The 12451-nt window shown below is 57.1% G+C and carries 13 protein-coding genes; 7 read left to right on the forward strand and 6 right to left on the reverse strand.

The window, feature by feature from the left end; genetic code table 11:
* Nucleotides 1-69: 69 nt before the first annotated feature.
* Both nlpD and rpoS read left to right on the forward strand, forming a co-directional pair.
* Nucleotides 70-1194, forward strand: a complete 1125-nt coding sequence (nlpD, locus tag HBA26_RS16610) for a murein hydrolase activator NlpD (RefSeq protein ID WP_126344962.1) — start codon at nt 70-72, stop codon at nt 1192-1194.
* Between the two features lie 59 nt (nt 1195-1253).
* The gene (rpoS, locus tag HBA26_RS16615) at nt 1254-2246 is read left to right on the forward strand and encodes an RNA polymerase sigma factor RpoS (RefSeq protein WP_013098493.1); all 993 of its coding nucleotides are present in this window, start codon (nt 1254-1256) and stop codon (nt 2244-2246) included.
* 52 nt (nt 2247-2298) lie between these two features.
* Here the strand turns inward: rpoS and HBA26_RS16620 are convergent, their stop codons facing one another.
* Together HBA26_RS16620 and HBA26_RS16625 are read right to left on the reverse strand one after the other, a co-directional pair.
* A complete protein-coding gene (locus HBA26_RS16620) occupies nt 2299-2676 on the reverse strand; it encodes a DUF4440 domain-containing protein (protein ID WP_048959483.1) in 378 nt (125 codons plus the stop codon).
* A complete protein-coding gene (locus tag HBA26_RS16625) occupies nt 2673-3875 on the reverse strand; it encodes an MFS transporter (RefSeq protein ID WP_048959484.1) in 1203 nt (400 codons plus the stop codon). The genes HBA26_RS16620 and HBA26_RS16625 overlap by 4 nt, the downstream gene beginning before the upstream one ends.
* A gap of 108 nt (nt 3876-3983) precedes the next feature.
* On the opposite strand from HBA26_RS16625, the gene HBA26_RS16630 reads away from it, so the two are divergent.
* Nucleotides 3984-4871 carry a LysR family transcriptional regulator gene (locus tag HBA26_RS16630; protein ID WP_126345024.1) on the forward strand — a complete coding sequence of 296 codons (888 nt, stop codon included), beginning with the start codon at nt 3984-3986 and terminating at the stop codon, nt 4869-4871.
* Here HBA26_RS16630 and HBA26_RS16635 read toward each other — a convergent pair.
* Nucleotides 4868-5275 carry a MarR family transcriptional regulator gene (locus HBA26_RS16635; RefSeq protein WP_028014232.1) on the reverse strand — a complete coding sequence of 136 codons (408 nt, stop codon included), beginning with the start codon at nt 5273-5275 and terminating at the stop codon, nt 4868-4870. The two genes, HBA26_RS16630 and HBA26_RS16635, sit on opposite strands and share 4 nt — an antisense overlap.
* A gap of 173 nt (nt 5276-5448) precedes the next feature.
* Here HBA26_RS16635 and HBA26_RS16640 point away from each other — a divergent pair, with 173 nt between their 5' ends.
* From HBA26_RS16640 to HBA26_RS16650, 3 genes are read left to right on the forward strand one after another with little or no spacing between them, the layout of a single operon-like run.
* On the forward strand, nt 5449-6051 hold the full coding sequence (locus HBA26_RS16640; RefSeq protein WP_028014231.1) for a non-oxidative hydroxyarylic acid decarboxylases subunit B: 603 nt from the start codon (nt 5449-5451) through the stop codon (nt 6049-6051).
* The gene (locus HBA26_RS16645) at nt 6041-7468 is read left to right on the forward strand and encodes a non-oxidative hydroxyarylic acid decarboxylases subunit C (protein WP_126344963.1); all 1428 of its coding nucleotides are present in this window, start codon (nt 6041-6043) and stop codon (nt 7466-7468) included. The genes HBA26_RS16640 and HBA26_RS16645 overlap by 11 nt, the downstream gene beginning before the upstream one ends.
* Nucleotides 7469-7478: 10 nt before the next feature.
* Nucleotides 7479-7700, forward strand: coding sequence for a non-oxidative hydroxyarylic acid decarboxylases subunit D (locus HBA26_RS16650; RefSeq protein WP_063158007.1), 222 nt, complete (start codon nt 7479-7481; stop codon nt 7698-7700).
* A gap of 93 nt (nt 7701-7793) precedes the next feature.
* On the opposite strand, the gene mutS is transcribed toward HBA26_RS16650, so the two are convergent.
* Complete coding sequence (mutS, locus tag HBA26_RS16655; protein ID WP_045261242.1) at nt 7794-10355, reverse strand: DNA mismatch repair protein MutS; 2562 nt, start codon at nt 10353-10355, stop codon at nt 7794-7796.
* A 113-nt stretch (nt 10356-10468) separates the two neighbouring features.
* Nucleotides 10469-10699 carry a SymE family type I addiction module toxin gene (locus tag HBA26_RS16660; protein ID WP_041908449.1) on the reverse strand — a complete coding sequence of 77 codons (231 nt, stop codon included), beginning with the start codon at nt 10697-10699 and terminating at the stop codon, nt 10469-10471.
* Between the two features lie 175 nt (nt 10700-10874).
* On the opposite strand from HBA26_RS16660, the gene HBA26_RS16665 reads away from it, so the two are divergent.
* Entirely contained in the window at nt 10875-11219 is a 345-nt protein-coding gene (locus tag HBA26_RS16665) for a nitrous oxide-stimulated promoter family protein (protein ID WP_047364429.1), read from the forward strand.
* Nucleotides 11220-11224: 5 nt separating this feature from the next.
* Here the strand turns inward: HBA26_RS16665 and HBA26_RS16670 are convergent, their stop codons facing one another.
* Nucleotides 11225-12445: an MFS transporter gene (locus HBA26_RS16670; RefSeq protein ID WP_063155086.1), complete on the reverse strand. Its 1221-nt coding sequence runs from the start codon at nt 12443-12445 to the stop codon at nt 11225-11227.
* Nucleotides 12446-12451 lie beyond the last annotated feature (6 nt).

Raw genomic sequence — 12451 nt, forward strand, 5'->3', positions numbered from 1 at the left:
GGCGCGAAAGATTCGTGTCATCACGGTAAATTTTAAGTCACTGGTAGTTAACACATTCCTGGGGGATAAATGAGCGCGGGAAGCCCTAAATTCACCATCAGCCGTGTTGCGGCATTATCACTGGTTTCGCTCTGGCTGGCAGGCTGTACAAGTTCCAACAACGCGCCTGCGCCCGTCAGTTCCGTCGGGGGAAACAGCGGCTCCGGTAACACGTCCAGCGGAATGTTGATCACGCCTCCGCCTAAAATGGGTGCTGCTGCGCCGCAGCAAACACCACAAATTCAGCCTGTGCAACATCCTGTTACACAGCCAACGCAGATTCAGCCAGTTGAACAGCCTGTTCAGACCCAAAATGGCCGCATAGTCTATAACCGCCAGTATGGGAACATTCCGAAAGGCAGCTATACCGGTGGCAGCACCTATACCGTGAAGCGCGGCGATACGCTGTTCTACATTGCCTGGATCACCGGGAACGATTTCCGTGACCTCGCGCAGCGCAATAACGTCCAGGCCCCGTATGCTCTGGAAGTTGGCCAAACGCTCCAGGTGGGCAACGCAACGGGTACGCCACTGACGCCTGGCAATACGGTTTCAGCGGCCGATGTGACGGCTCAAAATAACAGCGTCAAGCCTGCACAAAAATCCACCACGGTGGTTGCTTCACAACCTGTAATTACGTATTCTGAGGATTCAGGTGATCAGACTGCTAACAAAATGTTGCCGAATAATAAAGGGACTGCGACTGTTGTCACAGCACCGACCACGGCACCTGTGGTTAGCTCTACTGAACCGACTGCAAGCAGTCAGAATGCCAGTTCGTCCATCACCGCATGGCGCTGGCCGACCGACGGCAAGATTATCGAGAACTTCGCAACCTCTGAGGGTGGGAACAAAGGGATCGATATCGCAGGCAGTAAAGGACAGGCTATCATCGCGACCGCAGACGGACGCGTTGTGTATGCCGGTAACGCGCTGCGCGGTTACGGTAATCTGATTATCATCAAACATAACGATGATTACCTGAGTGCCTACGCCCATAACGACACAATGCTGGTCCGGGAACAACAAGAAGTTAAGGCGGGGCAAAAAATCGCTACCATGGGTAGCACCGGAACCAGTTCTACACGCTTGCATTTTGAAATTCGTTACAAGGGGAAATCCGTAAACCCGCTGCAGTACTTGCCGCAGCGATAAATTGACGGGGCATGCCAGCCAGGGTGTCTCGTTCAGGGATCACGGGTAGGAGCCACCTTATGAGTCAGAATACGCTGAAAGTTCATGATTTAAATGAAGACGCGGAATTTGATGAGAACGGAGCAGAGGCTTTTGACGAAAAAGCCTTAGTAGAAGAGGAACCCAGTGATAACGATTTGGCTGAAGAAGAGCTGTTATCGCAGGGCGCCACACAGCGTGTACTGGACGCGACTCAGCTTTACCTTGGGGAGATTGGTTACTCCCCACTGCTAACGGCCGAAGAAGAAGTCTATTTCGCACGTCGTGCTTTGCGTGGTGATGTTGCCTCGCGTCGTCGCATGATCGAAAGTAACCTGCGACTGGTCGTGAAAATTGCCCGCCGTTACGGCAATCGTGGTCTGGCTCTGCTGGATCTGATTGAAGAGGGCAACTTAGGTCTCATCCGCGCAGTTGAGAAGTTTGACCCGGAACGCGGGTTCCGTTTCTCAACCTACGCGACCTGGTGGATTCGTCAGACCATCGAACGGGCTATTATGAACCAGACCCGTACGATCCGACTGCCGATCCACATCGTCAAAGAGTTGAACGTCTATCTGCGTACCGCGCGCGAGTTGTCCCATAAACTCGACCACGAGCCAAGCGCAGAAGAAATTGCCGAACAACTCGACAAACCGGTTGATGACGTAAGCCGTATGCTGCGTCTCAACGAGCGCATTACCTCGGTTGACACCCCGCTGGGAGGTGACTCCGAAAAAGCGCTGCTGGACATCCTGGCCGATGAAAAAGACAACGGCCCGGAAGACACCACGCAGGACGATGACATGAAGCAGAGCATCGTCAAATGGCTGTTCGAACTGAACGCCAAACAGCGTGAAGTGCTGGCACGTCGTTTCGGTTTACTGGGGTATGAAGCTGCGACACTGGAAGACGTCGGCCGCGAAATTGGCCTGACCCGTGAACGTGTTCGTCAGATTCAGGTAGAAGGTCTGCGCCGCCTGCGTGAAATCCTGCAGGGGCAAGGTCTGAATATCGAAGCGCTGTTCCGCGAATAAGCATCCTTTCGTCAAAAAAGGCCCGTCGTGAGACGGGCCTTTTTCTTTTGTGCTACAGCTGGGCCGTTTCGTGTAGCAGACGCCATGTAATCCCGCCGCCTTCCTGATTAAGCACCGCGGTTGACCAGCGCACGTTGACGGGCAGGTCCGGCCGGGTTTGCGTCTCCCGGTAGTGCAGTACCGCGCCATGATCCCAGCGCTCGATCGTGGATAATTCGTCAATGACGATCTTCAGTCCGGGGCGGCTTCCTCGCTGACTGTGCAGAAAGTCCACAAGGCCGTGATAGTCAATATGAACGCCTCCCGGTGGGATCATCAGAAAATCTGGCCGGAAACGGGCGAGCAGGGCGTCGGAGTCGCCTTCGCCTTTGCCTAACCAGTTTTCAAGCGCAATGTGGAGGTCGATAATGTCGTGTTCAAAAGGCGTCATGAATTCTCCTGTCGCAGCTGGGCGAGCACCTGCGTATTGTTAAGTCGGAAAACGTACAGTACAGGCAATAGGGTCATGCCTGCGGCAAAAAGAAACATTCCGTGCCAGGCGGCGAGCGGCGCCAGATAACTCTGCGCCAGACTCAGCACCTCTGCCAGCAGCAGGGCACCGGCAAAAAAGCTCAACTGACGATTGAGATTCCACAGCGCGCTGGCATCCGGCATCTCTTCCCGGCGCGTTGTCAAAAAAGCGCTGCTCTGAGCGGTACTGCTGCACAGGCTTCCCCCCGCGCCCATCAGGGTAAACGCAACGACAGGAAGCAGCGTAGCCGAACTGACGTTAAGCAAAAGCAGAATGCCCGTCGCCTGCAGCAGGCAGCCGATAACAATCAGCGGCTGTGGGCCGAAACGGTTAAAATAGCGTCCCGTCGCCGTGATGGCGATAAACGATGCCACGGACCACGGCAGCATGAGCATACCCGTTGCGGCTGGGCTCATGTTCGCCTCGTGCTGAAGATAAAACATGCCCGTAACGTTCACCCCGATAAATACGCCAGGAACGCATACATAGACAAGCATGGCAAAACGCAAAAGCGGGTCCGCGAGCAACCGCAGGTTGAGCAGTCTGGCCGCTTTCATCGCGGGTATTTCATGTTTAAGCCACAGGCAGGCCAACACAAAGGTCAGGATGGCCACCGGAAGCGTCGCGAAAAATATCCACCGCCAGCTTAGCATCTGCACCAGCAGGCCCCCGATAGCGGGGGAGCAGGCGGGAGCAAGCAGCGCGACCAGCATGACCGCCGAGGAGAGTCTGGCCCGCTCGTGAGGCTGAAACAGTTGCCAGGTTAGCGCCTGTCCGACGGGGATCAGTAAGCCACCGCCCACGCCCTGCAGCACGCGCCAGGCGATCAGACTTTCCAGCGTTGCAGACAAGCCTGCCGCAGCAGAAGCCGCGCTGAACAGAAAAAGCGAGATCAGGATGACCCGTTTTGGTCCGAAACGGCGCGTGAGCATGCTGCTGAACGGGATCGCCAGCGTCAGGCCGGCAATGTACCCGTTACTGACCCAGGCAAGCGCTGAAGGCGTGGCGTTAAGAGCTTGCGCCATCGCCGGAAAAGCGACGCTGGCAATAAACATGTTGATCAAATCAAGAAAAAAGCCCAGCAGATAGACAGCGGCGACTTTGCTGCGATACGTCATGGTGGATCCTCCCGTGAGGTGGCGTATCGTATCGACCCCGGAAGCACGGATAAACCTGACAAAGCGCGATATACTGTCAAAAAAATTTTGACGGTAAAAGGCGTAATGATGATTAACCTACAGCGGACGCAGATGTTTGTTGCGGTGGCCGATACCGGCAGCTTCACTGCCGCAGCCGATGCGCTGGGCCTGACAAAAGCCGTGGTCAGCTTCAATATTCGCCAGCTCGAAGCCGAGCTGGGGGTGACGCTGCTGCTGCGCTCCACCCGCCGCCTGACGTTAACCGAGGCGGGAGCGCTTTTTCATCAGCGCAGCGTGGCGCTTCTGAAGGACGCAGAACGGCTGCGGGATGATGTTCGCGCGAATCATGCAGGACTCACGGGGGAATTGCGGATTACCACCACGCCTGAGTATGGTTCGCGGGTCGTGGTACCGTTGCTGGCAAGGTTTAGCCAGCTGCACCCGGAGCTTCGCGTGCGTCATGTTTCGTCTTCACTCCATGCCGACCTGATCTCAGAGCGCTTTGACGTGGCTATTCGGTTGGGAACGCTTACCGACTCGCGCTACCACGCCGCATTGATTTCACTTTTTTCCATCCTGCCCGTCGCGACGCCGGAATGGCGGATGAATCATCCGGTTGAATCGCTTGCGCAGCTGGCGCAAGCCGACTGGATTATTCACGAGCGCTTAGCGTCGCCGCTGCGCTGGCAGGTAAAAGATGCCAGCGGTGCGCCTGAAATGCTTGAGATAAAAAAAGCGCCGCGCCTGTTTGCCGACAGCGCGCAGGCGCTTATGGCTTTTGCGCTTGCGGGAAGTGGCGTGGCGTTACTGCCGGAATGGCTGGTGCGCGATGCGCTTGATGCGGGAAAACTGGTCCCGGTTTTACCGGAATATACCTTCGCGCGGCAGGGCATCCACGCGGTTTATCCGGATGCCCGGCACGTGCCTGCGAAAGTGCGCACCTTTATTGATTTTATGCGCGCCAGGGTGAATTAATCGTGCATCATCTTTTTGATGAGCGCAGAGAACTGCTCCCGTTCGGCCTTATTAAGACGCCCTAAAAACGCCTCATCCACCTCGTTGCCGACCGGCTGGCAGTCTGCAAGCAGGGCTTCGCCTTCCGGCGTCAGGAAGACAAACCGGCGGCGCTTATCTGCGGGATCGTGCTCGCGTTTGACCAGCCCGCGCGCCTCCATTCGGCTGAGCATCTCCGCCAGCGTCGCCTTCGTGCTGACCGCCACTTCGGTCAATGCCACCTGCTCAATGCCCGGGTGCTCGGCAATGGAGCGCATAACCGCATACTGCGGCTTGGTCAGTTCCGGCAGGGAATGTTGCCACTTAGCGGTATGCTGTTGAAAAAGCTGACGTAACAGGTGGAACGCCTCTTGTCTTAGTTCCATGAACACTCCGACAGAAAAAATCACCCCCTATGATAGCCGCTAAAGCCCGGGATGATAACGCGGGATTTTTTAGCAATTAATGTGATCGTGTACGAACGATCTTGTCAGTAGAGCGATCCGGGAGTAATTTATCTATAAATGTTCGTACACGAACAAATTGATTGAGGTGATGAATGAGATTGATCGTGGGAATGACAGGAGCAACGGGGGCTCCGCTGGGCGTGGCGCTGCTGCTGGCGCTGAGGGAAATGCCGGAGGTAGAGACCCATCTGGTCATGTCGAAGTGGGCAAAAACAACCATTGAGCTGGAAACGCCTTACAGCGTGCAGGACGTTGCTGCGCTGGCTGACGTTGTTCACAGCCCGGCTGACCAGGCCGCCACTATCTCCTCCGGCTCGTTTCGCACCGACGGCATGATCGTCATTCCCTGCAGCATGAAAACGCTGGCGGGGATCCGCGCGGGCTACGCCGAAGGGCTGGTGGGCCGTGCGGCAGATGTGGTGCTGAAAGAGGGGCGCAAGCTGGTGCTCGTTCCCCGCGAAACGCCGCTCAGCACCATTCATCTGGAGAACATGCTGGCGCTTTCCCGCATGGGCGTGGCGATGGTGCCGCCCATGCCTGCGTATTACAACCACCCGCAAACCGCCGATGACATCACCCAGCATATCGTGACCCGTGTGCTCGACCAGTTTGGTCTGGAGCACAAAAAGGCGCGCCGATGGAACGGGTTGCGGGAGGCGAAACATTTTTCACAGGAGAACAAAGATGGCATTTGATGATTTGAGAAGCTTCCTGCAGGCGCTCGATGAGCAAGGGCAACTGCTGAAAATTGAGGAAGAGGTGAATGCGGAGCCGGATCTGGCGGCGGCAGCCAACGCCACAGGCCGTATTGGCGACGGCGCGCCCGCGCTGTGGTTCGACAATATTCGTGTCTTTACCGATGCCCGCGTGGTGATGAACACCATCGGCTCGTGGCAAAACCACGCCATATCGATGGGGCTGCCAGCGAATACCCCGGTAAAAAAACAGATCGACGAGTTTATTCGCCGCTGGGACAAATTCCCCGTTACGCCGGAGCGCCGCGCTAACCCGGCCTGGGCGCAAAATACGGTCGACGGTGAAGACATTAACCTGTTCGATATCCTGCCGCTGTTTCGCCTGAACGACGGTGACGGCGGTTTTTATCTTGATAAAGCGTGCGTTGTCTCGCGCGATCCGCTCGACCCGGACCATTTCGGCAAGCAGAACGTCGGGATCTACCGCATGGAGGTCAAGGGCAAGCGCAAGCTCGGCCTGCAGCCGGTACCGATGCACGATATCGCCCTCCATCTGCACAAAGCGGAAGAGCGCGGGCAAGATCTGCCGATCGCGATTACTCTCGGCAACGACCCGATCATCACCCTGATGGGCGCCACGCCGCTGAAATACGATCAGTCTGAGTATGAAATGGCCGGCGCGCTGCGCGAAAGCCCGTATCCGATTGCCACCGCGCCGCTGACCGGCTTCGACGTGCCGTGGGGGTCTGAAGTGATCCTGGAAGGGGTGATTGAAGGCCGCAAACGTGAAATCGAAGGGCCGTTCGGCGAGTTTACCGGACACTATTCCGGTGGCCGTAATATGACGGTGGTCCGTATCGACAAAGTTTCTTACCGCACCAAACCGATCTTCGAATCCCTTTACCTCGGCATGCCGTGGACCGAGATTGACTATCTGATGGGACCAGCCACCTGCGTGCCGCTTTACCAGCAGCTGAAGGCGGAATTCCCGGAAGTGCAGGCGGTGAACGCGATGTACACCCACGGTCTGCTGGCAATTATCTCCACCAAAAAACGCTACGGTGGTTTTGCCCGCGCGGTCGGTTTACGCGCCATGACCACGCCGCACGGTCTGGGCTACGTGAAGATGGTGATTATGGTGGATGAGGATGTCGATCCGTTCAACCTCCCGCAGGTGATGTGGGCGCTCTCATCGAAGGTCAATCCGGCAGGGGATCTGGTGCAGTTGCCGAACATGTCAGTGCTTGAACTCGACCCTGGCTCCAGCCCGGCGGGCATTACCGACAAACTGATTATTGATGCCACCACGCCTGTTGCACCGGACACCCGTGGCCACTACAGCCAGCCGGTACAGGATCTGCCTGAAACTAAAGCCTGGGCTGAAAAACTGACCGCGATGCTGGCAGCACGCCAATAAGGAGGAAAAGATGATTTGTCCACGTTGTGCCGATGAGCATATTGAAGTGATGGCGACGTCACCGATGAAAGGGGTCTGGACCGTTTACCAGTGCCAGCATTGTCTTTATACCTGGCGCGATACCGAACCGCTGCGTCGTACCAGCCGCGAGCATTACCCGGAAGCGTTCCGCATGACGCAGAAGGATATTGATGAAGCACCGCAGGTGCCGACGATCCCGCCGCTGTTGTAAAAATAAGCCCGGTAGCGCTGCGCTTACCGGGCCTAAGGGTTTTGTAGGTCGGGTAAGGCGAAGCCGCCACCCGACAAAACAGACCGCAGAAAACTAAACCAGACTCTTCAACCGGTAAATCCACTCCAGCGCCTGACGCGGCGTCAGTGAATCCGGGTCGAGGTTCTCCAGCGCTTCCACCGCAGGCGACGTTTCTTCAGCTGGTGCCAACAGCGACATCTGGGTGCCATCAATCTGCGTCGCCGCCGCATTCGGCGAGAGGCTTTCCAGCTCACGCAGCTTCTGGCGAGCGCGCTTGATCACCTCTTTTGGTACACCTGCCAGCGCCGCAACGGCCAGGCCATAGCTCTTGCTCGCCGCGCCATCCTGCACCGTGTGCATAAAGGCAATGGTATCGCCGTGCTCCAGCGCATCAAGATGAACGTTAGCCACGCCTTCCATTTTCTCCGGCAGTTGCGTCAGCTCGAAGTAGTGGGTGGCGAACAGCGTCATGGCCTTGATTTTATTCGCGAGGCTTTCAGCACAGGCCCAGGCCAGAGACAGGCCGTCATAGGTTGAGGTTCCGCGTCCTACCTCATCCATCAGCACCAGGCTGTGCTCCGTCGCGTTATGCAGAATATTAGCCGTTTCGGTCATCTCGACCATGAAGGTTGAGCGACCGCTCGCCAGATCGTCCGCTGCCCCAACGCGAGTGAAGATACGATCGATGGGGCCAATCTCCACTTTTTGCGCCGGGACGTAGCTGCCGATATACGCGAGCAAAGCAATCAGCGCCGTCTGGCGCATGTAGGTACTCTTACCGCCCATGTTCGGGCCGGTAATGATCAGCATTCTTCTCTGCGGCGAGAGGCTCAGCGGGTTGGCGATGAACGGTTCGTTCAGCACCTGCTCAACGACCGGGTGACGGCCTTCCGTAATGCGAATGCCGGGCTTGTCGGTAAAGGTCGGGCAGGTATAGTTCAGCGTTTCAGCCCGTTCAGCCAGGTTCACCAGCACGTCCAGCTCCGCCAGCGCGCTGGCGCTGAGCTGCAGGTCAGCAAGGTGCGGCATCAGCATGTCGAACAGCTCGTCATACAGCTGTTTTTCCAGCGCCAGGGCTTTACCTTTCGAGGTGAGTACTTTGTCCTCGTACTCTTTCAGCTCGGGAATGATGTAACGCTCGGCGTTTTTCAAGGTCTGACGACGTACGTAGTGAATCGGCGCCAGATGGCTTTGCCCGCGGCTGATCTGAATGTAGTAACCGTGTACCGCGTTATACCCCACTTTCAGCGTGTCGAGCCCAAGACGCTCGCGTTCGCGAATTTCCAGCTTATCGAGATAGTCCGTCGCGCCGTCGGCCAGCGCGCGCCATTCGTCCAGCTCCTCGTTGTAGCCTGGAGCAATCACGCCGCCGTCGCGCACCAGAACCGGAGGCGCATCAATAATGGCGCGCTCCAGCAGCTCGCGAAGTTCAGTAAATTCGCCCATCGTTTCGCGGAGTTTCTGTACCGGCGCGCTGTCAACGTCACTCAGCTGAGCACGCAGCTCCGGCAGCTGCTGGAAAGCATGTCGCATCCGCGCAAGGTCGCGTGGTCGCGCGGTGCGCAGAGCCAGACGGGCCAGGATACGCTCCAGATCGCCCACCTGGCGCAGGACCGGCTGCAGCTCGGTATAGCGATCCTGCAACGCAGCAATCGTCTGCTGGCGGCAAACCAGCGTATCGGTATCGCGAATCGGCATATGCAGCCAGCGTTTCAGCATGCGACTGCCCATCGGCGTCACCGTGCTGTCGAGCACCGACGCGAGCGTGTTTTCAACGCCTCCTGCCAGGTTCTGGGTGATCTCCAGGTTACGGCGCGTGGCGGCATCCATGATGATGCTGTCCTGCTGGCGCTCCATGGTGATAGAGCGGATATGCGGCAGGGCGGTGCGCTGGGTGTCTTTCACGTACTGCAGCAGGCAACCTGCGGCACACAGCCCGCGTGGAGCATTTTCCACGCCAAAGCCAATCAGATCGCGGGTACCGAACTGCAGGTTCAGCTGCTGGCGCGCGGTATCAATTTCAAATTCCCACAGCGGGCGACGGCGCAATCCGCGACGGCCTTCAATCAGCGCCATTTCGGCGAAGTCTTCGGCGTAGAGCAATTCTGCCGGGTTGGTGCGCTGCAGTTCGGCAGCCATCGTTTCGCGGTCAGCCGGCTCACTCAGGCGAAAACGCCCGGAGCTGATGTCCAGCGTGGCGTAGCCAAACCCTTTGCCGTCCTGCCACAGCGCCGCCAGCAGGTTATCCTGGCGCTCCTGAAGCAGGGCTTCATCACTGATGGTGCCTGGCGTGACGATGCGCACAACTTTGCGCTCAACCGGGCCTTTCGAGGTTGCCGGATCGCCGATTTGTTCGCAGATGGCAACGGACTCACCCTGATTCACCAGCTTGGCCAAATAGTTTTCAACCGCGTGGTGCGGGATACCGGCCATCGGGATGGGCTCGCCTGCGGATGCGCCACGTTTGGTTAGCGAGATGTCGAGCAACTGCGACGCACGTTTAGCATCGTCATAAAACAGCTCGTAAAAATCGCCCATGCGGTAAAACAGCAGGATTTCCGGATGCTGTGCCTTCAGCTTCAGGTACTGCTGCATCATCGGCGTATGTGCGTCGAAATTGTCGATTGTGCTCATGGAGTTATGATGTCCATTTCTTTGAAAATAAACCGTTTTGAGCGGCTCAGTGGCCGTTTGTTCGTTCTATTGTCGCATGAAAAAAAGGTACGGCGCAGAAAAATGTGGCGGCTTTACGAGGCACCTTCAGACATTAACTCAATGACGATTTTTCCATGCTCAACGCCCACCCTGACCTGGGAGTTGGTGGTAAAGCCCGCCTTTTCAAGCCAGTCTCCTTTTAAGCTCAGCGCCGCATGCACGCTGTATCGCTTTGGTATCTTCGTTTTTCGATCCTCGTGACGTTTTCTGAAATATCCCACTTTTAAATGGCGGTAGGGTTTGCCGATCGCGATCTCTTTCATAGGGTCTCCAGACTATACGGACAACGGTCATTCCTGATGCCTGTATAAAATACCAGTGATTTTCAGGAGGTGCAGGGTTAATAGTGGAATCAGGCTTCAGAAAACGGAATGCAATACCTGAAATCCACAGTTTTAAAGTGTATTATTGATGCATCTTATTATTTGGTAAGTCGCTATGACCGGTAAACGCATATCACGTGAAAAAGAGACCATCGCGAAAATGATCGCGTTGTACGCAAAGCAGTGTCCACAGGCTTCTCAGGAAGCGGGGCATTATCAGGCGCTCAACGCGTATGCTGATAAGCGCCTGGATAAGTGCGTTTTTGGTGAAGAAAAGCCCGCCTGTAAACAATGCCCGGTGCACTGCTACCAGCCTGCCAGACGTGAAGAGATGAAGCAGATTATGCGCTGGGCAGGCCCGCGTATGTTATGGCGTCACCCCATTCTGACCGTCCGCCATCTGATGGATGATCGTCGTCCGGTGCCGGAACTGCCGGAGAAGTATCGCCCGAAAAAGTGAACCGATCAGCTTCGTAGCGGGCGGCAAATCACGTTCAGGGCCAGCGCGCTGCAGAGTGGAAAGAGCGCCAGCAGCAGCCACGGGTAAATCGCCTGCGTTGAAGGCACCAGCGCGCGATCCAGCAGGCTGCCAAATAACAAGTTTCCAGCCAGTACCGCAATACCACCGGCGGTGGAGAGTGCGCCATAGTGCGCGCCCAGCGTGGATTCATCGGCGAACCGCGGAATGAGATCTTTTGCTGAGGGCACCAGCAGCATCTGTCCCAGCGTCAGCAGCGTGACAAACGAGACCGAGGGCAGAAGCCGCAGCCAGCCCTCAGGCGGTTCTGTTGCCGCAAACATTGCCACGCTCGCAAAGGCGGCGGAAAGCAGCAAAAAGCCCACCGGAAGAATGTTCACCGCGCCCACGCGTCGGGCGACACGCGCCAGCGGCAGCTGTAAGGTAATGATCAGAACGGAGGCCAGCATAAAAAGCGGGCCGAGATCTTTCTCGTTACCGCCGGAGCGCTGGATCTCCACCGGCAGCGCCAGATAGAGCTGGTTATAGCTTAACAGCCAGGAGCTGTAGGCAATGATAAAGGCGACAAAGCGCGGCTGGCGGAACGTCGTCCACCAGGGCACTATTTTTATCTTCTGTGAACGTTGCCCGGCAGCAGGCAGACAGAAGTAAAGCACCACTAGCGCAATGATAAAGATGCCTGCCCCCGCCAGCGCCACCTGGCGGAAGCCAAGCCCCGTTAGCAGAGCGCCAGCAACCGGGCCCAGTACCGCGCCGAGCTCCCCGCAGACGGCAAAGAGCGCAAACCACTCTGCCCGGCTTCGTTTCCCTTTCGCCTCGCTGTGGGTACCCGCTTTCGCCAGCAGAGCCTCAATTGAGGGAGAAAATAGCGCGCCGCCGACGCCCGTCAGACACGCGCCCAGAATAATCGGCCACAGCGATCCCCCGAAGGCCAGCAGCAGATAGCCTGAAACACGAACTATACAGCCGCTGAGGATGATGACCTTCGCGCCAAACCGGTCCGAGAGCGCACCGCCAACGATAAACATCCCCTGCTGCGAGAACGTGCGCAGGCCCAGGATCAGCCCGATGAGCCCGCCGGAGAGCAGCATGTCGTCACGCAGAAATACCGCCAGGAAGGGAACGACGGCGTAAAAACCAATGTTAAAAACAAACTGGCTACCCAGTAAAACGGGCGGCCAGAGCGTGGTGGCGGGGCGAAGGGACATTGTCGA

This window comes from Enterobacter sp. 725m/11, assembly GCF_011683705.1.
GTDB lineage: Bacteria > Pseudomonadota > Gammaproteobacteria > Enterobacterales > Enterobacteriaceae > Enterobacter > Enterobacter bugandensis.